Source organism: Tumebacillus avium (genome assembly GCF_002162355.1).
In the GTDB taxonomy this organism is placed as follows: Bacteria; Bacillota; Bacilli; order Tumebacillales; family Tumebacillaceae; genus Tumebacillus_A; species Tumebacillus_A avium.
The window spans coordinates 3,057,047-3,081,733 of record NZ_CP021434.1 but is presented as its reverse complement, the minus strand read 5'-3'; the positions used below and the strand labels follow the sequence as shown (position 1 = coordinate 3,081,733).

22 protein-coding genes and 5 tRNA genes are annotated in these 24,687 nt (G+C 42.1%); 8 read left to right on the top strand and 19 right to left on the bottom strand.

Annotated features, from left to right (window positions below; all coding sequences use genetic code 11):
• Positions 1-186 precede the first annotated feature (186 nt).
• Entirely contained in the window at positions 187-684 is a 498-nt protein-coding gene (locus tag CBW65_RS14760) for a hypothetical protein (RefSeq protein WP_087457476.1), read from the top strand.
• A gap of 127 nt (positions 685-811) precedes the next feature.
• Here CBW65_RS14760 and CBW65_RS14755 read toward each other — a convergent pair whose 3' ends face one another.
• The 3 genes from CBW65_RS14755 to CBW65_RS14745 all read right to left on the bottom strand — a co-directional run bounded on the left by CBW65_RS14755 (position 812) and on the right by CBW65_RS14745 (position 2,097).
• The gene (locus CBW65_RS14755; RefSeq protein ID WP_087457475.1) at positions 812-1,300 is read right to left on the bottom strand and encodes a hypothetical protein; all 489 of its coding nucleotides are present in this window, start codon (positions 1,298-1,300) and stop codon (positions 812-814) included.
• Between the two features lie 120 nt (positions 1,301-1,420).
• Positions 1,421-1,891 (bottom strand): hypothetical protein, encoded by a 471-nt coding sequence (locus CBW65_RS14750; RefSeq protein ID WP_087457474.1) that lies wholly within the window; start codon positions 1,889-1,891, stop codon positions 1,421-1,423.
• A 120-nt stretch (positions 1,892-2,011) separates the two neighbouring features.
• Positions 2,012-2,097: transfer RNA gene (locus CBW65_RS14745), tRNA-Ser, on the bottom strand.
• 575 nt (positions 2,098-2,672) lie between these two features.
• On the opposite strand from CBW65_RS14745, the gene CBW65_RS25120 reads away from it, so the two are divergent.
• On the top strand, positions 2,673-2,804 hold the full coding sequence (locus tag CBW65_RS25120) for a hypothetical protein (RefSeq protein ID WP_269767939.1): 132 nt from the start codon (positions 2,673-2,675) through the stop codon (positions 2,802-2,804).
• Between the two features lie 211 nt (positions 2,805-3,015).
• Here CBW65_RS25120 and CBW65_RS14740 read toward each other — a convergent pair whose 3' ends face one another.
• The 4 genes from CBW65_RS14740 to CBW65_RS14725 all read right to left on the bottom strand — a co-directional run bounded on the left by CBW65_RS14740 (position 3,016) and on the right by CBW65_RS14725 (position 7,119).
• Positions 3,016-3,345: a site-specific integrase gene (locus CBW65_RS14740; protein WP_232463339.1), complete on the bottom strand. Its 330-nt coding sequence runs from the start codon at positions 3,343-3,345 to the stop codon at positions 3,016-3,018.
• A gap of 260 nt (positions 3,346-3,605) precedes the next feature.
• Positions 3,606-4,100 (bottom strand): hypothetical protein, encoded by a 495-nt coding sequence (locus CBW65_RS14735; protein ID WP_087457472.1) that lies wholly within the window; start codon positions 4,098-4,100, stop codon positions 3,606-3,608.
• A 70-nt stretch (positions 4,101-4,170) separates the two neighbouring features.
• Positions 4,171-4,857 carry a hypothetical protein gene (locus CBW65_RS24275; RefSeq protein WP_157721960.1) on the bottom strand — a complete coding sequence of 229 codons (687 nt, stop codon included), beginning with the start codon at positions 4,855-4,857 and terminating at the stop codon, positions 4,171-4,173.
• Positions 4,858-5,823: 966 nt separating this feature from the next.
• Positions 5,824-7,119, bottom strand: a complete 1,296-nt coding sequence (locus tag CBW65_RS14725) for a tetratricopeptide repeat protein (protein WP_087457470.1) — start codon at positions 7,117-7,119, stop codon at positions 5,824-5,826.
• 170 nt (positions 7,120-7,289) lie between these two features.
• On the opposite strand from CBW65_RS14725, the gene CBW65_RS14720 reads away from it, so the two are divergent.
• The 5 genes from CBW65_RS14720 (at position 7,290) to CBW65_RS14700 (ending at position 12,464) form a co-directional block, all read left to right on the top strand.
• Entirely contained in the window at positions 7,290-8,618 is a 1,329-nt protein-coding gene (locus CBW65_RS14720; protein ID WP_087457469.1) for a helix-turn-helix transcriptional regulator, read from the top strand.
• 277 nt (positions 8,619-8,895) lie between these two features.
• Positions 8,896-9,579 carry a Cthe_2314 family HEPN domain-containing protein gene (locus tag CBW65_RS14715; protein ID WP_087457468.1) on the top strand — a complete coding sequence of 228 codons (684 nt, stop codon included), beginning with the start codon at positions 8,896-8,898 and terminating at the stop codon, positions 9,577-9,579.
• 155 nt (positions 9,580-9,734) lie between these two features.
• On the top strand, positions 9,735-10,271 hold the full coding sequence (locus tag CBW65_RS24885; RefSeq protein ID WP_232463330.1) for a DUF6431 domain-containing protein: 537 nt from the start codon (positions 9,735-9,737) through the stop codon (positions 10,269-10,271).
• Positions 10,272-10,315: 44 nt separating this feature from the next.
• Entirely contained in the window at positions 10,316-11,671 is a 1,356-nt protein-coding gene (locus CBW65_RS14705; RefSeq protein ID WP_087455884.1) for a DDE-type integrase/transposase/recombinase, read from the top strand.
• Positions 11,664-12,464: an ExeA family protein gene (locus tag CBW65_RS14700; RefSeq protein WP_087455883.1), complete on the top strand. Its 801-nt coding sequence runs from the start codon at positions 11,664-11,666 to the stop codon at positions 12,462-12,464. Before CBW65_RS14705 ends, CBW65_RS14700 begins: the two co-directional genes overlap by 8 nt.
• Positions 12,465-13,832: 1,368 nt before the next feature.
• On the opposite strand, the gene CBW65_RS14690 is transcribed toward CBW65_RS14700, so the two are convergent.
• The 5 genes from CBW65_RS14690 to CBW65_RS14670 form a co-directional block, all read right to left on the bottom strand.
• Positions 13,833-14,765 (bottom strand): DUF4435 domain-containing protein, encoded by a 933-nt coding sequence (locus CBW65_RS14690; protein WP_157721959.1) that lies wholly within the window; start codon positions 14,763-14,765, stop codon positions 13,833-13,835.
• On the bottom strand, positions 14,758-16,077 hold the full coding sequence (locus CBW65_RS14685; protein ID WP_087457466.1) for an AAA family ATPase: 1,320 nt from the start codon (positions 16,075-16,077) through the stop codon (positions 14,758-14,760). The genes CBW65_RS14690 and CBW65_RS14685 overlap by 8 nt, the downstream gene beginning before the upstream one ends.
• A 231-nt stretch (positions 16,078-16,308) precedes the next feature.
• Complete coding sequence (locus CBW65_RS14680; RefSeq protein ID WP_087457465.1) at positions 16,309-16,851, bottom strand: site-specific integrase; 543 nt, start codon at positions 16,849-16,851, stop codon at positions 16,309-16,311.
• A gap of 378 nt (positions 16,852-17,229) precedes the next feature.
• A complete protein-coding gene (locus tag CBW65_RS14675; protein WP_157721958.1) occupies positions 17,230-17,601 on the bottom strand; it encodes a hypothetical protein in 372 nt (123 codons plus the stop codon).
• Positions 17,602-17,612: 11 nt separating this feature from the next.
• Positions 17,613-18,902, bottom strand: a complete 1,290-nt coding sequence (locus tag CBW65_RS14670) for a helix-turn-helix domain-containing protein (RefSeq protein WP_087457463.1) — start codon at positions 18,900-18,902, stop codon at positions 17,613-17,615.
• 178 nt (positions 18,903-19,080) lie between these two features.
• Here CBW65_RS14670 and CBW65_RS14665 point away from each other — a divergent pair, with 178 nt between their 5' ends.
• Positions 19,081-20,376, top strand: coding sequence for a helix-turn-helix domain-containing protein (locus tag CBW65_RS14665; protein ID WP_198299623.1), 1,296 nt, complete (start codon positions 19,081-19,083; stop codon positions 20,374-20,376).
• A gap of 450 nt (positions 20,377-20,826) precedes the next feature.
• Here the strand turns inward: CBW65_RS14665 and CBW65_RS14660 are convergent, their stop codons facing one another.
• The 7 genes from CBW65_RS14660 to CBW65_RS14630 form a co-directional block, all read right to left on the bottom strand.
• Positions 20,827-21,780: a hypothetical protein gene (locus tag CBW65_RS14660; protein ID WP_087457461.1), complete on the bottom strand. Its 954-nt coding sequence runs from the start codon at positions 21,778-21,780 to the stop codon at positions 20,827-20,829.
• A gap of 344 nt (positions 21,781-22,124) precedes the next feature.
• Positions 22,125-23,165 carry a tyrosine-type recombinase/integrase gene (locus tag CBW65_RS14655; protein WP_157721956.1) on the bottom strand — a complete coding sequence of 347 codons (1,041 nt, stop codon included), beginning with the start codon at positions 23,163-23,165 and terminating at the stop codon, positions 22,125-22,127.
• Positions 23,166-23,353: 188 nt separating this feature from the next.
• A tRNA-Ser gene (locus CBW65_RS14650) sits at positions 23,354-23,442 on the bottom strand.
• A 42-nt stretch (positions 23,443-23,484) separates the two neighbouring features.
• A tRNA-Leu gene (locus CBW65_RS14645) sits at positions 23,485-23,568 on the bottom strand.
• A gap of 28 nt (positions 23,569-23,596) precedes the next feature.
• Positions 23,597-23,671: transfer RNA gene (locus CBW65_RS14640), tRNA-Gly, on the bottom strand.
• Between the two features lie 93 nt (positions 23,672-23,764).
• Positions 23,765-23,840 (bottom strand) — tRNA-Lys (locus CBW65_RS14635).
• Between the two features lie 163 nt (positions 23,841-24,003).
• On the bottom strand, positions 24,004-24,663 hold the full coding sequence (locus CBW65_RS14630) for a CoA transferase subunit B (protein ID WP_087457459.1): 660 nt from the start codon (positions 24,661-24,663) through the stop codon (positions 24,004-24,006).
• Positions 24,664-24,687 lie beyond the last annotated feature (24 nt).

The window sequence follows — 24,687 nt, the reverse complement described above, 5'->3', positions numbered from 1 at the left end:
GCGACTATCTGTTGAACCCATGATAACATGGGTTCTTTTTTTTCACTGTTCTAGTCCGGGTCGGAAAAGCAGTTTTTAGATATGGTGAAATTAAATATTTTAATCGGAATGGTTGTTATAATCTATTTCATATAGTACAATATTTTCTAGTATTAAAAATTATTATCAAATAAGGAGCGATATTCTATGAAGAAGCTTGCATTCGCGTTACTCGCCGCATCCATGCTCCAGCTCACCGTTTCCGCTGATGTCTTTGCAGCGAACAACCTCCCAGCTGGCCAATCCCTCGTGAAAGGCCAAAGTTTGACCTCCAATGATGGTCGATTTACTCTGATCATGCAGTATGACGAGAATCTCGTGCTTTATCATTCCGGCAACGGGATCTGGGATACGGACACGGATGGTGACAGATTTGAATACTACGACAACTTCCTGCAACGTTGGTATTACAGACATCCCGAGAAATTGACGCTCACCACCAGCGGCGCTCTGCGAGTAACAGATGCTTCCGGGACGATTTCGTTCTGGCAAGCAGATACCAAGACATGGCAGGATGGCTATTACAGAATCCCGATGGCCTGGCCGGGGCCGGCCGTCTCCCTCGCGGTTCAAGATGATGGCAACGTAGTTATGTATGACGCCTACGGTAGACCTGCCTGGGCTACCAATACCGGCGGTCGTTAATCGGCCGGAAGAAGACTTCTGAATCCTTCAGGAGTCTTCTTTTTTTTATGAGTGCTAATGAAAAAACACCACCAGCAAAAGCTGATGGTGCATTTCGGACGATACCTCTCTTCGGAAATCCTGCTGACTAATACGGTCTGTAATACTTAATTTCAGCAAATCCAGTTGCTGTATATGGTTCAGTTGAGTCTCCCCCGTGGATCTGAATAAAATAATAGTCTCCCTCAGAGACAAAGTATCCACCGGTGTTTGCTCCATAGAAATAACTAGTTTGTTTCGTGGTATTTGGAACCTCGCCCAAACCCTGCCGGAAGACTTTACAGCTTACAGGCCACTGATATCCTGTATTCTCCACATAATAATACACTGTCAGTCCCTGGGGTACCCATAGATAATAGGAATTTGAGTCTCTCTGACCACTGCTTAAAATAGCCTTCTTACAGTACGTTTCAAAATCTGAACAATCAATATCGGCCACTTCCGGTTGAACAACCGCCGTTCTTGCATCGTATGTTGCTTCTGCAATTCCTCCCCCTGTAAACAGAATCACAAACGCTCCTGCGAACAGTACTCCTTTCTGAAGATTTTGCGTAAAATGCCCAAATCGTTTCTTCATACGATAACCCCTTTCATGTTTTCATGTGCATTTCCACAAAAATCCATTATATTCCCCCTAAAAAATCCCATATAAAAAAATAAAGTGACACTATCAATGATAGTGTCACTTTATTTTTTCTTAAATGATAGAATTCGCCACTCTTACTAACTCTTTGCTCGACGTAACATATTTGGATTTTGAACTCGCCCAGATCTTATAATTAAGATTTCCTTTTGTAAAATCTAGTTGGTGAAAGCCTGGTGTACTGACTCGATAATATGCCTTCGTCCCATCCTTTAATAACACAGTTTCGTGAAATTCTGAAGTGCGAAGTGGTTCCTTATTGGGGCTAACGAAGACGATAAGCGTCTCGCTTTGATGTGTATATTCCAATTCTAGCTTAGCATCAGAGTCATAAACCCTCCCCTTCTGTTGAGAGTATTGTAAAGGGAGAAATGTCGGAGCCTTAATCCCTTGACCATGCTTTTCTTCAAACTGTTTTACTGCTTGCTCGACCGTTGTATATCCTTGATTGATCTCAGCTGCATATGTAGAATTAGCAAAGAATATTAACATCATCCCCAGCAAATAACCTATAACCCTCTTCACGCAAAAAACTCCTCCTCCACTAATTTTCATTTATTATCTGTAGATTGCCGAAATATATGCAGTTCGTATCTTCACAAGCTGTGGAAAAACCTCATGAACTCTTGCTGATTTAACATGTAGCGGAGAGGACAGGATTCGAACCTGCGGTGGAGCAGCCCCTCACGGTTTTCAAGACCACCCCGTTATGTGTACTTCGGTACTTCTCCTTTGGAAAGTCTTTGATCACGCGGATTTTATTATGAGCGATGAACTCCGAGTTGGTCAGTTTTGTCTAGCCCACATTGATTGTATTGGCGAATGAAATCGATATCTGAGGTATTTGCACTTCGCTCCGATAAAACCACAAGAATTTATCGGGTGAGCAGTTATTGCTTATTGTTTTCTACTTTGGCGATCTTCCAGCCGCGCCACCCGGACTTTTCCAATGCGCCTCTTTCACTTGGTGGTCAGAGTCATACTTCAGCATCTCAAAAATGCAACGACTTGGACTTGTTCCTCTGCACGTGCAGTTTCCTGCATCGATACTTTCGGTACGGACAACCGGTTCGTTTCAACAGTTCTTTTTCCTTTCAACTAGATTAGTATGCGAAAATTCAAAACTTTTTTTAATCCGCACGATACCCTTCATTGCGGTAGAAGTCACCAGTATAGATCCAGTCATATGTCATGTAGCAGACCGCTTCGGTCTTGAAGTTCGAGAACATATTTGAAATTTAACAATTTACAAACATAAATTGTTATCGTATAATTACAATACATCCAAAATAAAGGAGGTTTTCTCATGAAAAAAGCTCTTGCTTTGCTGGGTCTTGTATCGATGCTTTCCCTCTCGATCGTTGGTGTAGCTGCTGCAGCGAACACGACCGAATCGATCGAATGTCCTTATGTTCCTGGGTATGGTGGTTGCGAATAAATTAAATGCTGTACGAGAAGAGACCACTCGAAGTGGTCTCTTTTTGTTCCAGAGCGATGTTTGTCCGTTCGCGAACACAAAAAACCGACAGGATTGCTCCTATCGGTACAAAGCTTGCGATGTAAGTGATGGCGGAGAGGACCGGATTCGAACCAGCGTGGAGTTGCCCCCTAACGGTTTTCAAGACCTCCCCGTTATGACCACTTCGGTATCAGTTGAAATACACCTTGATGTTGCGGATGTAGTTGTTGATCGTGACGGATGAAACCTGTTTTTTGAAATCAGATCGTTTGTCTGGGTGATTCACCATTTTGGATGCTTCGCGGTTCACAACCGTGTATTTGCCTCTTTCTTGCAGGTATGCGATATATTGCCGCAGATGCCCTGTACGCACCTCTACAAGCCGCTCTACGCTATGTTCTTTAGACAGGTAGGCAAAGGCCTGTTCGTAAGATTGAATCGTTTTACGGGAAAGATTTTTGTTCTGACAATACAACAGAAAATCCTCCATGTGAAACTCTAGTCCTGTTACTTTCATCATCGTTTCCCCCGTCTCATGCTACAAACGCAAACACCCGATCAATCATTTCGATTTATCGGGTGAGATGGAAGAAGTTTCTAGGTTTCAAATCAAGTTGGTTGGCGTTTCACAATTAGGATATATGATAGCCAATTTTCCACAATCCCTTGTTACATAAGGCTTCGCGAACAACTACGAAATCTTCGCCTCAATGCGCAGTTGATCCGCAACCATGGCGATGAAAACCGAGTTTCAGTTTCGCCTTGCAGCTTGCTTTTTTGTCACTGTAACTTTCGAACTTTCTCACCATCTACATACAAGTACAGATCTACCTCCGTGGGATGATCGATCAGGTAATTTAACTCAGCCTCTGTATACTCAGTCTTGTAAACGGAAGAAACTCTAGCAACATAAGTGTTTGTTCCGTGTTCGTCTTGTACTAAGTCCAAAGTCTTCTTCAGACTCTCGACATTAATAAGTTCTTTTGTTTTCCCATTAAATACGATTTCCACCTGGATACGTTTGAGCGTTTCTTCAGTTGATATTCTATCCGCGATTTGAAAATAGAACTGATATTCTATACCTTTGTAGGTTTGATCAAGATGTACCAGTTCAAGTGTTTGTGTCCTTACTTTCTGCAAAGTTATTTCACTAAACAAATTACTTTCGCTATTCTCTACAACAGAACCAATACCTGTATCATTTTCAGAACAACCACTGCTGAGGATCAAAAACCCTACCACCAGCGATGCAAATGGCAATAATAATTTTCTCATTTGCTTATTCCACCTCATTTAGAATTGGAAAATCGACTAGGAGCACTTCCTAGCCGATTCGCCCACATTATTAATAATTCGCCTTTTGTCCGTACTGTACCTGTTTTGGAACATAAACGTTGTTTACGTTAATGTTCCCACTGGAGTATGTAACAGTACCCGTTTTGATTCCATTCGAATAAACATTATAAACATCATACTTCTTCAAAGTAGTGGAAAAAGTATCAAACCCGGTTGCTGTATAGAAGTTGTATGAATTGCATCCACAGTTGCTAGGAGCAGATAAAGTATACTTTACACCGGTGCCAGAAGTCCAAGATCCTGTGTAGTTTCCTGTGAAGTGGTACTTTACAACACTTGCTGCACTTGCTTCAACAGATGCACCGATCGAGACAGATCCCGTATTGCTTTGAGTTGTGGTGTATTCGATAGTGATTCCCGGAGCCAAGCTTCTCAGAAAAACGTTGTTGATTAGCGGCTTTGTATCATACCCGGTTATCGATTTGCTAACGAAGGAGTAGGTTGAATGAGAATACTCCTCTGCATAGGTTGCATCGACAACAATCCCGGAAGAAAATCTTGTTGTTCCTACCAGTTTCGAATCAATGAAATCTACCTTCGCGTCTGAATAGGTCGGAGTCTTGTATTCGCCAAGAACTACAGACTCACCGCTCGGTTTCCCAGCAATTGCATTTGGGGTAAAAACAGCAGAGAGTAAAACCCCCGAAAGAGCCAAAGTTGCAAACAATTTTTTCATAACAGCCACCTCTCATATTTGTTTTCAGCCTAAAGAGAAGATAATGTCGCGCGATACATTAGTTCAACATTAGGATTGAATATGAAGACGTCGTTTAATTAAAACACCTTCACGTATACAATAACATTAACCATGGTAGTTTTCAACAATAAATAAAATAAATTATTTTCGATAAATTTACGGTGTTATTTTTTCTATTTACACAGTTTTTTTCGATATTTTGAATCTGCCAGGTCACCAATAGACAGTCTTGGTACTGTCTGTAAGCTCAAACGCAAACACCCGATAAATCACGAGGATTTATCGGGTGAGATGGAAGTAGTTTATAGGTCTCAAAACAAGTTTGTTGGCGTTTCACAATTAGGATGCATCGGTAAATATTAGGACAACTAAAGCTCAAAAGGAATTTTTTCCCCCCCGAACAAAAAACTCAAAACAGACAAAAGATATCCCCCCATAATCGAAATTGGTGAAAAATAAATCACTCCAATTCGAAGTATTCTTTTACTACTTTTGACCTCTAATCCGATCACCGTCCTACTAGATAGAAATGGCAACCCCTCCGGGTCGCCCAAATCACCGCTCATATATCCTTGCTCAAACCTTGCAAATACTCCTTCGCTTTCTTCTCTGTCTCCGCTTCAAACTAATGCCCACACCATACCCAAACGCCTTGTCTCAACTTGCACTTATACTGATAACCCCAGATGCCATTCACTCCGATCATCGCCCCAACTCGTTCCCATAAGTCTCCGTTCGACAAGCCCGCTATGCCGAAAATTCTCTCCTCTAGTTTGGTCATAGCTTCGTAAAAGCCTTGTGCTTCCACTCGATAACCGCGAAAGTACCACCGATCATGGTTTTTCTTGTGAATGAACAGGTAGCCTGCTGAATTCCCTACCCGCACCATTGTCCTGGAATACCTCTCCCAATGCTGCCGCTCGAACACGCTCATCAACTGGACTTTCAAAGTACGATCCCACGCTGCTCCAATTGTCCTGTCATATACGTGTGGAATAGCTCCATCCGCTCGAATGCTTCCCGGTGCTCCCCCTTTTCATTCAGATACCGGCACATGTGTAGCGTTACCTCTTCAAGCTCCGCAAACTTGCCATGTCGCTTATAAATCTTGACCGCATTATCGAGATGTTTTTTGCCTTTCTCCTCATCCCCACGGTGAAAATAGACAAACGATAGGACACGGTGGACTTGCCCCATAGTAGGGGAAGTATCCGAGAGACTCATTCTTGCTTTTTCAGCATAAGCCCAGGATTCATCGATTTCACCATTCTCCGAACAGATGAACGCTATGTCAGCAAAGACTTTCCCAGCTTTTGATTTGTCACCGATCTGCTCATGTTGTTCCGCAAGGTTCAACAGTTTTTGGACACTCACTTTCCAACCGCTCTTCTTTCGTTGCAGCATGATTAATCGATGTTCCATCTCTCGCCTTTGTCCCTTGCTAACTTGCTCTTCCAAAAGCACGGTTGCTTTAATTGCGTATTCCCCTGCTTGCTCAAACTTCTTTTGCCGATCATAGACCTCTGCCAAGCGCAGGAATGTCATCCCTCGATCTTCACCGTTATACGGATTGAGCAACAATGCCTTCTCGTAATACTCGGCCGCCTCCGCAACCTTCCCGACCCGCTCATGGAGAGTTGCCAACTGCATGAGAATCTTGGCTTGAAAATCTGCTTCGACCTCTCCATCCTTTTGCAGTTCATCCCAAGCGCGACTCGTATGAAAGAGTGCGATAGGATATTCATTTTTCAACTCAGCGACCTTCCCAAGCTGCAACAACACTTCAACGTGCAAATGATCGTTCCGTTCCGTGTTACTCAATTGGTACAACTGATGCAAGACTGTTTCCGCCTCAAGGACATTCCCCAACTCAACATGGCATTGGGTAAGTTCCAGCAGCAGTTTTTCTTTAGGTATCCGATGCTGATCATTTTCAAGAAGTGCATTCAATAACGGGAGAGCAGCCTGAAACTCTTGCGCCCGAATCATACTGATTGCCATCTTGTATCTGCTCGACGATTCGAGATCAAAGTTTCCCCCTTTAATAAGGTCCTCAAGCCGAATCTCGAGACGAACCGCAATAGCCTCCAAAACTTTATAGGACGGTCGAGCGCGGTCAGATTCAATCTGGGATACCATACTTGGGGTAATCAGCCCTCTGGCAAGCTCAATTTGAGTGAGACCTTTTTTCAGGCGAAATTGACGAATTCTTTGTCCTAGACTTGTACTCACGATCCTCACCTCAATTACTTCTTTTGAGAAAAGTGTAGTACCTTTTCATCTTTTATATCAATTCTTTATATAATCTGGTACTCATCAGAACTAACTATAACTTATCGGAATCATTGTTTAACATAATAGACAAGTGTATAATGGTGATGATTTCCTTTGTAAAGGAGGAGGCATTCTAGATGAATTCAGATATAGCAAACAAAGAATTAATTGGATCAAGAATAAGAAGACTCCGTACTGAAAGAAATTTATCGCAAGCTCAACTAGCCGAAAGTGTGGGAGTAACAATCGGTTGGATCAGTCAGATCGAACAAAATAAGGCGACCGCTTCACCTGAACTTCTCAACAAGATCGCTTTCACTTTTAAAATTCCGATACGGGAACTACTGCAAGATGAAGATCAAAGTATGGAACTCGTCAGCAGATGCAAGCTAGTTGAAGTGTTAATCGAAACCAATCAAACGAATGAAGCGGAAAAGGTAATCCATAGCCTAATAGATCATAAAGACCTTTCTGCATCTCAAAAATACACCTTATCGATCCATCTGGCAGAAGTCCATTTCCAACAACAAAGATATGATGCAGCTTTAGAAATTCTGCGCCCGTTGGCCCAACATTTTGAGTCAATCAACTACCATGATTCTTATCTGTTGGCATGGACATACAACCTAATGGGGAGTTGCTCTTTTAAACAACAGGTTTTTAAGGAAGCATTTTATCACTATCGAAAAGCGTATGACATCCAGAACCGGTTCATTGAGTTCAACCTACTCGCCGCCAAGATATGTTACAACATGGGGATTACTTTGCTGAAATTTGAAGATGCCCAGGATGCTATCTATTACCTTGAAAAAGCTTTCCACTACTACAAACTTCAAAATCACATGCAGAAAATCGCGGATACAGCTATTGCTCAAGGAATTGCTTTTCAAGGAATCAAAGATCATAAGCGTGCGATTGAATGCTTCAATCATGCAAAGGCAATTCTTCAAGTTCTAAACATGAAAACCCAAACGGCAATCATCGAGCACACAATTGCATCGGAGATCACCGCTGTTACTGATCCTCAATTGGCAATCCAACAATTGAAAAATTGCCTTGTAATTTTAGAAGAAGCGAACGATATAAACAGAATTATTTTGACGTACTCTAAAATAGCTGACGTTGAAATCTCAACGGAGAATTTGACCAATGCACTCAAATCCCTTCAAACCGGAGGATCTTTCATCGAACAATACTCCCGCAACAACACTTACCACGCAGCCCTCCTGTACCGCGCCTATTCAGACTACTATAACCACTGTCTGAATTTTCATAAGGCCTTAGAGTACGCGTTTAAATCATCAGAGATATTTGATACAATGTCCTTATTGAAGGACACAGTGAAATCCTTGCAGCTTGCAGTCACTGCTTATCAAAACCTTGGTGACTACGAGAACGCCCTAGAGATTTCAAAAAAGTGCAATCGCCTTCTATTATCTGATGATTCAAGGGGGATACAACAGTGAAGTTAAAAATTAGCGTGCTTATACTGTTGCTCGCATTAGCAATTTCAGCACAAACTTTCGATTCCGCTTCCGTCGCGATTTGGGATACTCCCGATCCTCATACAATGATCAAGGTTGATTAAACACTCGCACCTTCACGGTGCTTTTTTTTTAGCTATGAAACGTTCAGTCCACCCAAATTGGTTCATTCAACCTTACCGTTATCATGCGTCCATCTCACAAAATATTGTATTTAATTGTCAAAAAATACGTAGTTGTTATTTCGGGGGTTATATTGATGTTTTCTGATTATCCAACAGACGAAGTTTTCAATAAGATTTATCATGACTTGGGATTCCAATCCCTTTTTACATTTGATCCTATCTTTATGAAAACAATAGAATCCCCTAGTGATTTATTAGATAATCTTGAAATTAGGCATTGGGAAAATCTTTTTGCAAGTAGATCTAACCGTGCTCTAATTGCAATGACTTTTACAAAATTTTACTTAGATAAAGGTATACCCGATGATCCGTATTTTATCTCTCCCGGAAAAAACGGTGTATCAATAGAGTATTTTCCTAAATTCGAAAAAAAGCATTTTGTGAGACATATGGCCTTCAATTATCACTCGGATTTTTTCTTTCATCAAGCTTTCTCTGCAATCGATACAATCGGCCATTTGCTTTTCCTACAGTTCTCATTACCCCTAAATCAACGAGAAAAAATAAGTTATCATACAGCCATAAGAAAACTTGCCTCTATGGACGAAAAAGATTTGGCAACGAAACTAAAAGAAATTACTGATTCTGCTCATTTTCAACTTGCAAGCAGCATACGAAATGACTCAACACATAACCATCCTCATACCAGAGTTAATTCTGGAATAGAGAAACATAATGGAACTATATCTTTTGGTGTTGGAAAGTACACTTCCTGTAAGAAAATATTTGAGGTAATTGTTACAGCCAATGCCAATTGACCAAAAGCTGACGCTATTGCCTGTCCAAAAATTGACGGATATAATGACCACGTACAAATTAAAAAAAGGAAAAAGACGACTCTGTATGATGTGCCGCTGCGCTAACAGTTGCACCAGAGTCGTCCCAAAAAATCGCATGATCATTTTATCAAATTATGGGCTCGAAGAAAATAGAAAACGTGGTGTTTTTCGTTAGGAGTGCAGAGCAGCATATCTGCCCTGTCTGTGAGCATGAACTGTTCGTGATCGGTAGCAGGAGTCGCATTGGGCGTAAGCCAACCAGTGAACGGGTCACCTATATCATTCGTCGTTTGCGTTGCAAGGGGTGCGGGAAGATCCATCATGAGTTGCCGGACCTGCTCGTTCCTTATAAACGTTATGAAGCCGAATGCCTTGAAGCAGTCTTGTCTCAGGCGCAGACCTCAGACGTAGCCGCTGATGAATCAACCCTGTATCGCTGGCACATTTGGTTCAAGGTGTGCTGGCAATACTGGGTTAATTGTTTATCAACGGTTGCAGCGCGTCAAGAAAATCCGGTGGAGCCATTGTCCGTACCTTCACCGTCTGCACTCCAAAGGATCGGACATTACGTTGGACAAGAGGCAGGTTGGCTGGCGAGAGTTGTCCGACCCATCGTTCATTCTCAATTATGGGTACATACCCGTTTCGCCTTCTTGTCCGCGATTCCCTAAGGTATCGTGAATCTACATCCTATTGGAAAGGACTGTAGATTCCTATGAAAAACGACAAAAAGGCAGAAGAGATCGCCGTCGAACGGATGCAGTTGATCTCTCCTCTGTTGGCCGATGGTATTGACCCTGGAAAAGCCAAAGAGCTGAAGAAAGCCATTTGTGAACAAACCGGCTTATCCGAAAGAACTCTCCGTCGTTATCTATCTGCCTACCGGGCCGAAGGTTTCGCCGGACTTCGACCTCAAGGGAAGGGTCAAAGGCAAACAGCCGAAGCAATTACTCCCTATCTCCTTGAGCAAGCCATCCTGCTTCGCCGAGAAGTACCCAGCCGCAGTGTTGCACAAATCATTCAGATCTTGGAGTGGGAAGGTTTAGCGAAGCCCGGTGAGATCAAGCGCAGCACCTTGCAGGAAAAATTGATGGAGAACGGCTACAGCACTCGCCACATGCGACTATACTCAACCTCTGGCCTTGCGGCCAGACGCTTTCAACACAAACAGCGTAACCAACTGTGGCAAGCTGACATAAAATTCGGGCCGTATCTACCGATTGGTGAAGGCGGAGCCAACAAGCAAGTCTATCTCGTTGCGTTCATCGACGATGCGACTCGTTATGTGTTGCATGCGGCTTTCTATCCAACACTCGACCAAACGATCGTAGAAGACTGCTTCCGTTTCGCAATACAAACAAATGGCGTACCTGATTCTGTCTACTTTGATAACGGCAAGCAATTTCGAACCAAAAGTATGACTCGTACATGTGCAAAACTTGGCATACGTCTTCGCTTTACTAGGCCATATGCAGCCGAATCCAAAGGGAAAATCGAGCGCTTCAACCGGGTCATAGACAGTTTCCTAACGGAAGCTGCGCTTGAAAAGCCCCAGACACTCGACCAGCTCAATCTGTTGTTCCAAGTTTGGCTCACCGAATGTTACCAGACCAAACCCCATTCCGCACTCGATGACAATTCTAGCCCGCAGGTGGCATTTCGAAGCGGCTCGACGCCGCTCCGGCTCGCCGAGGAATCTCTCATTGCGGATGCGTTTTTACACAGCGAAACGAGAAAAGTGGACAAGGCTGGCTGTATTAGTTTTATGGGGAAGAAATACGAGGTCGGGCTTTCTTTCATTGGACAAAAGGTTGAAGTCGTCTACGACCCGCGTGACATCTCGACGATTACAATTGAGTATGGCAGCCATACACCGTGGCAGGCGAAAGAACTGATCATAGGTGAATGGGCAGGAAGACGCCCCTCTATCCCGTCGACAATTGAACCGCTTATAGTCGAAGGTTCACGGTTACTGGACGCTGCGGAGAAGAAGAATCAAGTCAGGAAAGAACGTCAAACACGCGCCGTCTCATTCCGCAAAATTCGGGAGGAGGCGAAGCGAGATGTTTGAGGCGTTTTATGAAATGGCGAGAACCCCTTTTTCTCGTGATATGCCTACCCATGAGCTGTATGCGTCGGATGTTTTGGAAGAAACGCTTGAGAGATTGGAATATACGGCCGAAAGGCAATGGTTCTCCGTTGTGACCGGCGATTGCGGAACTGGTAAAACAACGACCATCCGCCGATTCGCGGATGTGCTCGACACATCGAGATTTAAACTGTTGTACCTATCCGATTCAAAGCTAACGCCTCGCCATTTTTACAAGGGATTGCTTGAACAGTTGGGGTGTGAAGCGAAGTTTTATCGAGGGGACAGCAAGAGACAACTGCATCGGGAAATTGAGCTGATGCGGGGGATTCATCGCCTGCAACCAGTCGTGGTGGTCGATGAAGCGCATCTGCTAGACAAAGAAATGTTTGAAGAAGTACGGTTTCTGCTGAACTTCAAAATGGATGCCCAGAGTCCAATGGCTCTGATCCTGGTCGGACAAAATGAACTGTGGGATCGCCTTCAACTCCAGATGTTTACGGCCATTCGGCAAAGGATTGATCTACAGTGCAAACTGGTTCACTACGACCGCGCACAGGTTGGGGCGTACATAGCTCGTCATCTGGAATATGCGGGCGTTAGCCGTGACATTTTCACGGATGGTGCGGTCGATGAGATCTATCGTTATTCAAGTGGTACGATTCGCTTGGTTAATAAGGCTGCCACACATAGTCTGATCTATGGAGCAGCAAATAAGCATCGAATCATTGACGACCACATGGTGAAACGGGTAATCGCGGGAGAATTGACTTGATTCTCCCGTTTTTTCTTTCAGGTTTAACATCGCTCACGCGGTCATCTTTTTCGTCAATTCTTGGACAGCAGAGCCTGTCAATTTACGGACATTATAGGGCAGTAGTAACAGTAATGCAAGGTACTGTACAATGTCTAGCACTCGTTCTAAAGACTCTTAGAGAAAATAAGACATCATAAAATTGCTTATGCTAATTCTTACTTTATAGATTGAGAATCACTTTGGTCAATTAGTCAGGAAAGCAAATTTCGATTCTAACAGACAAACACCACCATCACGAACCGGTGGTGTTTGTCTGTTTAAAGTGAAAATACTTTTCATCGACGTTTGAATAAAAACAATTGAAAGAAATAATCCTCACTCGATAATAATCGTTCGTTGGAACTCACACACGAACGAACTCGATGACTAACCAGACCGCCACACCCTTACGAACTCGACAACAAAAAAGAGTCCATGCGGTCTCTCCACAAGCTGTGGAGAAACATCATGAACTCTTGCTGTTTAACGTTTGGCGGAGAGGACAGGATTCGAACCTGCGTGGGGTTGCCCCCTAACGGTTTTCAAGACCGCCCCGTTATGACCACTTCGGTACCTCTCTTTGGAAAGCCTGTTATCACGCGGATTTATCGTTGTATGAGTGATTTGGTATGTGGAGAAGCCTTGCGGTCTCCATAGAGTATTATAAGTCTATTAAATTTGATGATCAACCCTCAGAAAATTTGTCCCCTATAAATCAAAACAAAAAAACCGTATCTAGTGATACGGCATTTACTTACTGACATTTGTCTGACCATCTCTAAACAATTGCGATTTCTTCAGGTATTCGCTGCCATCGAGATCAACTCCGAGTTGGTCGGTTTCGCCTTGCCCACGTTGACGGTGTTGCCGAAGAGGTTGCGGATCGAGTCGACGTTGAGGGTTGATTTCTCAAGAGATTTGACTTGTTTGAAACGTGAGCTTCTTCTACCTCACTGTTTAGTTTGTAGGTGATTTTCTGATTATTGGTTGGATTACTACAATTTTACTATCGACGTAAACTCAAGCAACCTCAAAGCCAATAAACTCATACACATGACTTATAAAAAAACCGCATTCCACTATTGGATGCGGTTTCTTATTTGAATAGCGAGTTGCCCCTTAACGATTTTCATGATCGCCCCGTTATGACCACTTCGGTACCTCCCCTAGAAACGTTAATTCCAGCGTTTTTTTGTTCTAAGTGGAAAATGTGTGGGAGGAAATGTAGCGGTCTCTCCTAACTTGGAGTTTAGGAGCGAAATTAGAAATATGCGGAATAAATAACTACATCTCAGACAGACGAGATGACATAACTTGAAACAAAAACATCAAGAATACCTTTTGTTTTCAAGAAGAAACTGCAAACTCCCGATTCCTAGCTGAAATATAAGTCCGGAGGCAGTCAGGGAAGTCAGCGTATTGTGAAAGATCAGAGAGTATATTCTCTTTAGTTAGTACAATCTTGGTATTTCTTTCCTCTAAAAAGTATCCTTTTTCTCTTTTTAACACCTCTAAAAAACTCCTCAAAAATTCAATTTCAAATTTACCACGAAATACTCTTTGTTTATCAACTTTGGTAAACATTGAGATTTTTGATTCAAGCATCGATTCAGGTATATTATCTACTTCAGGGAATTTTTGTAACAACGTTTCCAAATTATACTTCACTATCACAGAATCTATATTGATATCAATAAAATTTCTTAAATTAATCTTATTTATATTTAACTTCGGGTGTTTTTTATTTCCCAACTGGGCATTTGCACTTATTTCTCGTTGACAAGCCATCCAACTATTCAACAAGATTACTGCATTATGGAAAGACTCTTGTAGTACCCGAAACTGATTAATGCACCTTTCATAATCTTCTTCCCCACGACTAATACCAAATTCGTTAGTGAGAATACGTCCGAATGCAGATTGTGTCGTATAGAGATTTTCAATAGAATAGCAAGGAGTTTCATATATCAGTGGATCATTAAGAGGTGGATCGAAATCCCGATCAACAAAAAACATCGATTTTATTAATTCAAAATCACTACTTTCTGATAATATTCTCTTAAACCTTGTAACACCTTCTTTCCCCCCTGAATTTATAACATTAATTTCTGTGTTGCCTAAGATCGCACACACACGTATCTCATAGTATTTTCCATCATCATCTCCTTCTACAAAACAGAAATATGATTGTTTATATTTAGTATACAACTTCAAAAATTCCATCCATCCAACAGCTCCCTTTTTTCGCTGTTGTCTCAGCTTCTCTACCTTTTCATCCATTTTGCCCATTCTCCTCATTGACGTATGTTACATACTGGTCTAATCCTCTCGCAAACTTATCCAGTTCATTATCAAAGATAAAAGGTGAGTGTGTTACGGCAAACATAAAAATGCACTTTTGAGAATCAAGAATATCAGGGAGTAATCTTTTTTGCCACTCAACAGACAGCGAGAGTTCAGGCTCGTCGAATATTATTAAAAATTTCTTCTCCTCGAAATTTAAATATAGTCTTGCAAATAATGAAACAATCTGTTTTTCACCTGACGATAAACTCCTCAGTTCTATAGGCTCACTATGTTTGTCCTGTTTGATTGTGATTTTAACGGAACTTTCGTCATATTCGAATCTTTTGCCGCTGATCTCTAAATAACAATTGCACACCTCAACAAACTTTTTGATAGCATTATCTTTTTCTCGTTGTTGATCGTATAATTTAATCAGATTAGATAGGAAAAATACCAAAGTGTCATACTTGGGATTTCTATACAATTCACCACTATTCATCAAGTGTTGAATATTATATTTATACCCACTGGGTAAAAATTTACCCGTTCTGTCGAGAACAACTTGAAGTGCATCAATATTCTTGATACTTTCCCTCATACTTTCAGTTACATTTATTCCATCAACTAGTTGGGTGAGCATTACTCCGTTCACTTCAGAAAACAAAGCCAAAGTTGAATCAGAAATAGATTTCCTAAATGCTTCAATTCTATTTTCAACATCTGCCATACCAAATTTAATTAGTGTTCCATCGTCAATCTGACGATTTGAAACACCTAACTTATTTAAGTCCTCCTCGATCCGCCTAAACGTGGGGAAATACAGAATTTCTATATCCGTAAGTTCAGTGTCCAGATTTTTTCTATAAGACTCAAAGTTATCTGCATATTCATTATTAATATTTAAACCAACCTTTTTTCTCGACTTGTTCATTCCTTTTACATCTTTTATATAATAAGATGATTGTATTCTCTTTAGAAATTGGCCGAATGACAAGTCATTCATTTTTAATTCATTCTTAAATCTAGCATAATCATTGTAGTATTTAAAGACATCATTCTGTCTGTTTATTTTTATTTTTTTGCCAGATGCAAACTGTATTTCTACACTTTCAAAATTTATCTCAAGTAATTTCTCAAAATTGTTGGTCAATGTATAATAAACTACATTCAGTATCGTTGTTTTTCCTGTTCCATTCTCACTGATGAGAATCTTCACATACCCCTCAAAATTTATGTCGATATTGTCTGTACCGAACAGTTTCGAAATAATAATTCTAACAATTTTCTGACCTTCCATGAGCAACATATTAAATTCCTCCTTTTACTGTTATCTTCCCTCCAATAATAATGTATTGGTTATGGTTTGTAAACTTTTGTTTGATAATCTTAGAATGGCATCTTCCCAATAAAACGTTCATTTCATTTTCTTCACAAGGTTTTGGAAATGGAAGTGCTCCCCCTCTTTTCGACATTTGAAACTCCCAATCCGATGTTTTCCTACCCCCTATCAATACTAAAAAACCACCCTCTCAGATGGCTAAAGACTAAAATCTTCAATTGATGCGTCCATTTCATCTTGTTCGATACCAATGTAGCGAAGCGTCACGGACGGGGCAGAGTGATTAAAGAGCTTCTGGAGCATGGCAACGTCTTTGTTCTGTTTATAGTGGTGGTAGCCAAAAGTCTTCCTCATGGTATGAGTCCCGATCTCTTCCACCCCGACCTTCTCAGCAGCAGCGTTCAGAATTCGGTAGGCCTGCACCCTCGAAATTGGTTTGTCACCCTTCCTAGAAGGGAATAGCCACGCCTCATCGTCCATTCCTTCAATATATTCGTCAATGCACTCACGCAGAGTCCCGTTGATTTTGAATCTCTTGTCTTTGTCTGTCTTACTCTCTTTGATGGTGATGTGTGTTTGATTGCGTACATGCTTAACCTTCAAGGTGAGTTCGTCGCTTACACGTAATCCTGTATTGATCCCAAGGACAAACAGAAACCAGTCACGAAGCGATTGTTTTCTGAGTACCTTCTTCATCTCGTCGATCTGCTTTTTGTCTCGAATCGGCTGTACGAATTCCATTTCTATACCCCTTTGATATACGTTTTGTTACATCTAATGTAACTAAATCATACGATATGTTACATTTGATGGCAACAAATATTTCTATATCTGCAGAAAACCCTTATATATTAAGGGCTGGCGGCATTTTGGCGAATGTAACTCTTTACCTATTGTGTTACATTCATGCTGCTCATCGCTTTCGGGATCGCGTTCGGTAAAATCCCTATTCCACTACGATCCAAGCCCAAAACAGCCTCAAAATACCCCCGATAATCGGAATCGGTGAAAAACAAATTACTCCAAGCAGAAGTGTTCTTTTGCTACTTTTGACCTCTAATCTGATCACTGTCCTACTAAATAGAAAAGGCAACCTCAACGGGTCGCCCTACTCACCACTCATATTCCCTTGCCCAAGCGTTGCAAATACTCCTTAGCTTTCTTTTCTGACTCAGCTTGAACCTCATGCCCACACCATAGCCAAACGCCATGCCTAGTCTCGCTCTTGTACATGTATCCCCATCTACCATTCACCCCGAACATCACCCCAACTCTTTTCCATAAGGCAACGTCCGATAATCCCTCTGCACCGAAAACACTCTCTTCAAGTTTGGTCATCGCTAGAGAGAAATTTTGCGCTTCTACTCGATGACCGCGAAAGTACCAACGATCTCGATGTTTTTTATGAATGAACAGGCAGCCTGCTAAATCCCCGATCCGAATCTTTGTTCGGGAATAACTTTCCCAATTCAACTTCTCGTAGGTGTTCATCAACTCAAACTTCACAACACGATCCCACGCTGTTCTAATTGTCCCATCATGTATTGATGAAACCGTTCCATTCGCTCAAATGCTGCCCTGTGATCCCCCTTGTCGTTCAGAAACTGGCACACATGCAGCGTGACCTCTTCCACCTCCGCAACCATGCCATGCTGTTCAAAAATCCTCATGGCGCAGTCGAGGTGTTTCTGACCCTTCTTCTCATCGTTACGTTGAAAGTAAACAAACGACAAGACCCGATGGACTTTCCCCATCGTGGAATCATCATCGGAAAGACGCATTCTCGCCTTTTCAGCGAATGCCCAAGCTTCATCAAGCTCTTGATTCTCTAAATAGATGAGTCCGAGATCAGCATAAACCTCTCCGGCTTTTGAGTTTTCACCGTTTCGTTCAAACTGTTCGGCAAGGGTTATCAGTTTTTGAACAGAAACCTCCCAATCACTCGACCCACGCTCAAGCATGATCAAACGGTGTTGCATCTCTTGCCACTGTTTCTTGTCGGCTTGTTCCTCTAACAGCACATACGCCTTGGTCGCATACTTTTCTGCTAGTTCATACTGCTTTTGCCGATCATACACTTCTGCCAATCTTAGGTATGTCTTCCCTCGTTCTTCTCCTTTGGATCGCTGTAGGAGCATTGCCCTTTCGTAATATTTAGCCGCATCTGCCGCCTTTCCAACCTTTTCGTGGAGGGTCGCAAGTTGCATCAAAACTGTCGCATGAAAATCTGCTTCAATCTCCTCCGTCTTTTGCAACTCCTCCCAAGCCCGGTTGGTGTGAAAAAGGGCAATCGGATAATCACTTTTCAAGGCGGCCACCTTGCCCATATGCAGCAACACAACAGAAGCTAGTCGATCATTCTGACCGTTATTGACCAATTGATACAATTGATTCAGAACGCTTTCCGCTTCCAGCACATTTCCCAACTCAATGTAGCAACGTGTAAGTTCTAACAACAACCCCTCTTTTGGAATCCGATGCGGGGATAGTTCTACTAGATCATTCAACAACGGAATCGCGGTCTGAAACTCTTTTGATCGAACCATGCTTTTTGCCATCTTGTATTTACTGATATATTCGATATCCAGATTGACATCTTTCAAAAGTTCTTCAAGTGGAACATCTAATCGAGCAGCAATAGCCACCAAAACTTTATAGGATGGGCGAGCGCGATCTGACTCGATCTGAGATACCATACTAGGCGATACCAACCCTTTTGCAAGCTCGATTTGTGTAAGACCTTTTTTCTGACGTAGCTTACGAATTCTATGTCCAAGGGACAAAATAGCCAACTTTCAACACTCCCTTCTTCATTATTCGATCTGATTATAGGAGTGTTTGTTTGATTACATCAATTCTTGATGTGAAGTGTTAAACAGTGAAAAGTTACAGAAGTTTGTGTAATTCATTGCTGATTTATGACTGAATCTGTATAATATTCAATAAAGTCCAGTAAATCGGGTGATGTCCATGAATGAAACATTAGGTCAAAGAATCCGGCGTTTTAGAAAAGAACGGAATTTGTCTCAAACCGACCTTGGAAATCTGGTTGGTGTAACAATATCTTGGATTAGTACAATTGAACAGGATCGTGCAATGCCGTCTGCAGATCTTCTTAACAAAATTGCAGATGCTTTTTTGATTCCATTAAAGGAATTGCTTCAAGACGAAGACAAAAATATGGAATTACACGCCCGGATCAAATTAGTAGAGCTGTTGATTGAAAAGAATCAACCAGCAGAAGCAGAAGAACTTATCATAAAACTGCAACAAGAAGTGCTCTCCGAATATGACAAATTAAGACTCACTGTTTTTCTTGCTGACTGTAGGTATCAACAAGAACGTTTTCAAGATGCCTTGGCAATTTTGCAGCCAATGATTGTAAGTCTTGAGTCCTCCAATTTTCACGATGCGTACTTACTTGCTTGGATACGGAACAAAATCGGAAATAACTATACGGAATTGCAAGAAACCGAAGAAGCACTCTACAACTACAAGCGTGCTTTTGACTATATAAACCGATTTATTGAATTCGATCATCTTGCGGCATATATCTCTTTCAATGTCGGGTTAACTCTACGCAGAAAAGGATGTATTCGTGAATCTCTCCCGTATATCGAAAAAGCAGGATCATATTATGAAAAGGTCAATGACATCAGAAAACTAGCTGATGCGTTATATGTATTAGGTATTGCATATAAAAACACAGATGACTTTCAAAGGGCATCTGAATTCTTTGATCAAGCGAAGACCTTGTACCAGACACTGAATAACAATTCTTTATTTAGTCGTGTTCAGGTGACGATGGCCGCATCCATCACCTACAAAGAGAATCCCACTCAAGCAATTCAGGATCTAATTCATTGTGCTGAACAATTTGAATTGGATAAATATCCTGCTGGCGTAGTTTTTGTTTACGCTAAAATCGCAGAAATTCTCCTGCTCACTGATCGAATCGAAGAAGCAAGTGAGTATCTAAACAAAGCACAAAACATGGCACCATCTATTGAGATGTCTACAACTCTTGAATTAGGAGAATTGTATGCAGTTTTTGCAAAATATCACTACAAAATTCAGAATTATATTCAAGCTCATGAACTCGCTATAAAATCCTCTAACATATTTGCTATAATAGGTTTTGTGAGAGATCAAGCTGCTGCCCTCCAAATTGCCGTAGATTCTTGTCGTATGACTGGGAATTTAGAAGAAGCTCTTGACTTGCAAAGCAAACGAAGTGATCTTTTTGAATCCTTAGCAAGGGAGTAGAGAGTCGATATGAAAAAGATCCTGGCACTGTTAGCGTTATGTGCATTTGTTGTTCTCGTCAGCACAGGAAGCAACTTTTCAAATGTTGCAGCTGACCTCGACCCAAAGCCACACGGGATTATTACTAATTCTTGAACTTGATGTATTAATCTTGCACCCCTATGGGTGCATTTTTTGTTTCCGATGAAATCGCCATTTCATTTGATACCAGTAGAACTGTCTGTCATCCCCTTTCTCAGAGCCCCGTATTTGCCCTGTATTACGTTCTTGAATTGAAAGGGTGAGGACTGGGTGCATTGAATCTGAAAATCTAATACAGCGCAAAAATTGGTCATTTTTGATACGTACAACTGCTGGTCGTGTTGTCCATCTGCTGTCGATCTTGACCGCGACTGTCGATCTAAATTGACCGCGCCAGATACAAAAAAAGGAATGGCAAATGCCACTCCCTTAGTCCCATAGCGTTGCTAAGTCAATCACTTTATTTGATTCTACACTCTGATTTTGAACTCGTTCAGTTACTTGCTGAGTAATCCTTTGAAATTCGTTTATTTTCTTCAATTGACTTTCTGAATCACCAAAGTATTCATTAAATGCTCGATTATTGGCTTTTGCTTCTTTTAGCATACGATCAATAAATTTCGTTCCTGCCTCGGATTGACGTATGGCTTCGATACGCTTTTCTGCATAGGGAATCAGTTTCTCATCGTCAGTGCTCAGATAATATTGGAAATCTCTTACACTTAGTTTAGCATCCCGAACATACCAATTGTGTTCAGGGTCATCTTCCATATCTTCACTGTTAACGGTTTCAGTTTGTGAACTTACTGCCTTATTAGTTCGAGAATTTACAGAGTAGCTATTTTTCTCCCTCTGAGGCAATCCTTCAGCGTTAATGAAATACTTCCCATGTTTTACTTGTATCGATCCCTCTGTCTCCATTTCAGAAATAACCTTTTTGACATGAGCAAGAGAGCAGCTAAGTATATCAGCAAACTCATAAAACGAAATACTTCGCTTGGTTTTTGTAATATAACAGAGGATCATGTACTTCTCATGATTGTCAGTCATATCAGAGTATGAAACTGGAATTTTCTCATAACCATTAACTTTTGGAAAAGAAATGTCGAGCTGCTTATCTTTTTTTAGATCAAGATATGTACATACGATGTCGCCTCTTGTAATCAGGCATTCCAAGGCTTGTAGGATATAATTTCGATTGTCTTGACCTTTCTTGACAAATTTAATTTCCGATTCGATCAAACTTAGGTTCGTTTTTGTTGTATTTGTGAGATAAGTCCTCCCTTGGTATAGATGGGCATACAAGTACAATGCATGAGAGGAAATCTTTTCTGTTCCGTAAAACGAATTTGGGATAGGGATATAAAATTTTTGTGTGGTCATGGTGTGTTTTCCTTTCCTCAAAAACAAGACTCCAATTTCTTTGTAGTAGTTTTCTTTGCTAATAGTCTTCTTTGTTAACAGTATATATTAGGGTGATATTTTACCGTAAAATTATCTCAACTGGTAATATCGGCACCGCTAATAATTGCGAAAAGGTTTATTTACCACCTCTTCGAAGAACGTCATCAATCCCTTCCTAGATATGACTTGGAGAATCATATAATACAACAAAATTATATATTTGTAAAATACCACTTTATGTATATTCAATAGTTTTTTATTTGATATATTATTTCTTCTCAAAACAAAAAGCAGGTCAGATCGACCTGCTCCCTAATAGAACATTATTTGTTCAACAAATTTATCGGTGAATACTGTCGATGTTTCACTTTCACATCACCTTCGGTTAAACGTACATAACGCCTGACCATTGACATATCGGTATGTCCCAATATCTTTTGTAGAGAGAAGGGATCTCCGCCAGACTTAATCCAGTGGACAGCAAATGTGTGTCTGAATGTGTGAGCAGAAACTCTCACACCTTCCAGTTTGGCTTGTTTTCCATATTCATGTAAACGCTCATCTATTGAGTTTACCGATAACTCGTTGCCATAGGCTGAATAGAAAAGTTTCTTTACATTTGCTCCAAAGTCCTGATTCTCCTGCATCAATTCGGCTAGTAACTTCCCAATTTTTTTTGAGAACGGAATGGATCTCATTTTTCTCGTTTTTGCTTTGTCCCAAGGGACAGTTAGCACCAGTTCTTCAAAATCTATGTCGTCTTTAGATAACCCCAACAGTTCACCGATACGCAAGCCGGTATCTAGCAGCATCATCATCAGAACATAATCTCGGAAACCAGAGAAAGAAGAACGGTCTGGGATCGCCAACAACTTTTTGATTTGTTCTGTAGTAAACGCCATAATCTTGTCGTTGTCTACTTTCTGCAGCTTCACATCCTGAACAATGTTGCTCTGAATATGACCATCCCGGTAGCACCAGTTGAAAAATGCACGAAGCGTTCTTATTCGCACATTCACCGTCATTGGAGATAAGCCAACAACCCCAGGCTTAGAACGCAAGGAACGGGTCGGATGGTCGTCATACTGCATTTTTTCAGACGACATATAGGAAATGTACTCCTTCACCATTTTCGATGACATGTCGGCCAAACGCACCCCTGAATAGGACACATCCAACCAACTCCTAAAATACCTGAAATGAGTCTTGTAATCACGGATCGTGCGCTCCGCAACTCGTTCAGCTTGCTTGGACAGCAAGAACTCCCCCATTGCATCTTCGAGCGACAGTGACCGTTCAATTGCATCCATCGCTGCTTGTTCCGGGGCGTAGTTTGTCCGTTCACGTTTTTGTTTTCGTTTCATGTAATTGAGTCCTCCTTGGATAGACCCCATACAACGCAAAAAACCGACAGGATTGCTCCTATCGGCGTGAGTAACGGTTTCCAAGTAAGGTGAGTGTAGAACCCTTGCGAACTCTCTAATTTCGACCGTTTTCTTGCGGTCTATCTCAGAAAGACGAAAAGTAACTCTACCCCTTGCTATGTAAGAGATGGCGGAGAGGACAGGATTCGAACCTGCGTGGGGTTGCCCCCTAACGGTTTTCAAGACCGCCCCGTTATGACCACTTCGGTACCTCTCCGCGTTTGAAAGTGAGAAAAGAAAAAGCCTGGAAATAAAAAAATGGTGCGGTCGAGAAGACTCGAACTTCCACGGGTTGCCCCACACGCCCCTCAAGCGTGCGTGTCTGCCATTCCACCACGACCGCATAATCAAAAGTATACTATGAAATTGAATGGAGCGGAAGACGGGATTCGAACCCGCGACCCTCGCCTTGGCAAGGCGATGCTCTACCCCTGAGCCACTTCCGCGCACATGGATGTGCAGCGTCCCGCGTTGCGACAGGACGTCGCGATCTTAGCGGGGCTACCTCCGCGACGAACGTCGCGCCCTAAGTAAAACAGTGGTGAGCCATGAAGGACTCGAACCTTCGACCCACTGATTAAAAGTCAGTTGCTCTACCAACTGAGCTAATGGCTCTTGTTACCTGCTATATATCATGAAACCTTAACCGTGTCGCTGTCGACAAGAGATAATATATCATTTCAACTATCGATATGCAATACTTTTTCTCGAAAAAAATACACCCAATTTTTGCTGGTGAAGAAAGAAAAACTCCGCCCAAGGGACGGAGCTTTTTGTCTTATACCGCGATTTCCTTAACACCTTCTGCCGGGATGATCAGCTGCGGCTCGGTCTTGGACTGGATCTCTTCTACGGTATGGCCCGGAGCCACTTCGCGCAGGACGAGGCCGTCTGCTGTCACGTCGAGCACAGCGAGGTCGGTGATGATGCGGTGCACGACACCACGGCCGGTCAGCGGGAGTTTGCACTCGTTCAGGACCTTCGCTTCACCATGCTTGTTGGTGTGCTCCATGGTGACGATCAGGCGCTTCGCGCCGTGGACGAGGTCCATCGCGCCGCCCATGCCTTTGACCATCTTGCCCGGGATCATCCAGTTGGCCAGGTCGCCTTTTTCCGAAACTTCCATCGCGCCGAGGATGGCGATGTCGATGTGGCCGCCGCGGATCATCGCGAACGACTCTGCAGAGGAGAAGAATGCCGAGCCCGGAATGGTCGTTACGGTCTCTTTCCCTGCGTTGATCAGGTCTGCGTCGACTTCTGCATCGGTCGGGTACGGACCGATGCCCAGCAGGCCGTTCTCAGATTGGAGGACAACGTTCAGACCCTCCGGAATATGGTTGGCCACCAGGGTCGGGATCCCGATACCGAGGTTAACGTAATAGCCGTCTTGAATCTCTTGTGCTGCACGCTGAACGATTTGGTCACGAGTCAATGCCATTGTTTAGCTCCCCTTTCAGATCCG

Bases quoted from the DNA above. Each gene is read 5' to 3' on its own strand.
- CBW65_RS14630 (WP_087457459.1), bottom strand. From the start codon at position 24,663: ATGGCATTGACTCGTGACCAAATCGTTCAGCGTGCAGCACAAGAGATT.
- CBW65_RS14720 (WP_087457469.1), top strand. From the start codon at position 7,290: ATGAATTCAGATATAGCAAACAAAGAATTAATTGGATCAAGAATAAGA.
- CBW65_RS14740 (WP_232463339.1), bottom strand. From the start codon at position 3,345: ATGATGAAAGTAACAGGACTAGAGTTTCACATGGAGGATTTTCTGTTG.
- CBW65_RS14705 (WP_087455884.1), top strand. From the start codon at position 10,316: ATGAAAAACGACAAAAAGGCAGAAGAGATCGCCGTCGAACGGATGCAG.
- CBW65_RS14655 (WP_157721956.1), bottom strand. From the start codon at position 23,165: ATGAAACGAAAACAAAAACGTGAACGGACAAACTACGCCCCGGAACAA.
- CBW65_RS14690 (WP_157721959.1), bottom strand. From the start codon at position 14,765: ATGGATGAAAAGGTAGAGAAGCTGAGACAACAGCGAAAAAAGGGAGCT.
- CBW65_RS14700 (WP_087455883.1), top strand. From the start codon at position 11,664: ATGTTTGAGGCGTTTTATGAAATGGCGAGAACCCCTTTTTCTCGTGAT.
- CBW65_RS14755 (WP_087457475.1), bottom strand. From the start codon at position 1,300: ATGAAGAAACGATTTGGGCATTTTACGCAAAATCTTCAGAAAGGAGTA.
- CBW65_RS24885 (WP_232463330.1), top strand. From the start codon at position 9,735: ATGGGCTCGAAGAAAATAGAAAACGTGGTGTTTTTCGTTAGGAGTGCA.
- CBW65_RS24275 (WP_157721960.1), bottom strand. From the start codon at position 4,857: ATGAAAAAATTGTTTGCAACTTTGGCTCTTTCGGGGGTTTTACTCTCT.
- CBW65_RS14660 (WP_087457461.1), bottom strand. From the start codon at position 21,780: ATGACCACACAAAAATTTTATATCCCTATCCCAAATTCGTTTTACGGA.
- CBW65_RS14680 (WP_087457465.1), bottom strand. From the start codon at position 16,851: ATGGAATTCGTACAGCCGATTCGAGACAAAAAGCAGATCGACGAGATG.
- CBW65_RS14715 (WP_087457468.1), top strand. From the start codon at position 8,896: ATGTTTTCTGATTATCCAACAGACGAAGTTTTCAATAAGATTTATCAT.
- CBW65_RS14760 (WP_087457476.1), top strand. From the start codon at position 187: ATGAAGAAGCTTGCATTCGCGTTACTCGCCGCATCCATGCTCCAGCTC.
- CBW65_RS14685 (WP_087457466.1), bottom strand. From the start codon at position 16,077: ATGTTGCTCATGGAAGGTCAGAAAATTGTTAGAATTATTATTTCGAAA.
- CBW65_RS14735 (WP_087457472.1), bottom strand. From the start codon at position 4,100: ATGAGAAAATTATTATTGCCATTTGCATCGCTGGTGGTAGGGTTTTTG.
- CBW65_RS14675 (WP_157721958.1), bottom strand. From the start codon at position 17,601: ATGAACACCTACGAGAAGTTGAATTGGGAAAGTTATTCCCGAACAAAG.
- CBW65_RS25120 (WP_269767939.1), top strand. From the start codon at position 2,673: ATGAAAAAAGCTCTTGCTTTGCTGGGTCTTGTATCGATGCTTTCCCTC.
- CBW65_RS14665 (WP_198299623.1), top strand. From the start codon at position 19,081: ATGAATGAAACATTAGGTCAAAGAATCCGGCGTTTTAGAAAAGAACGG.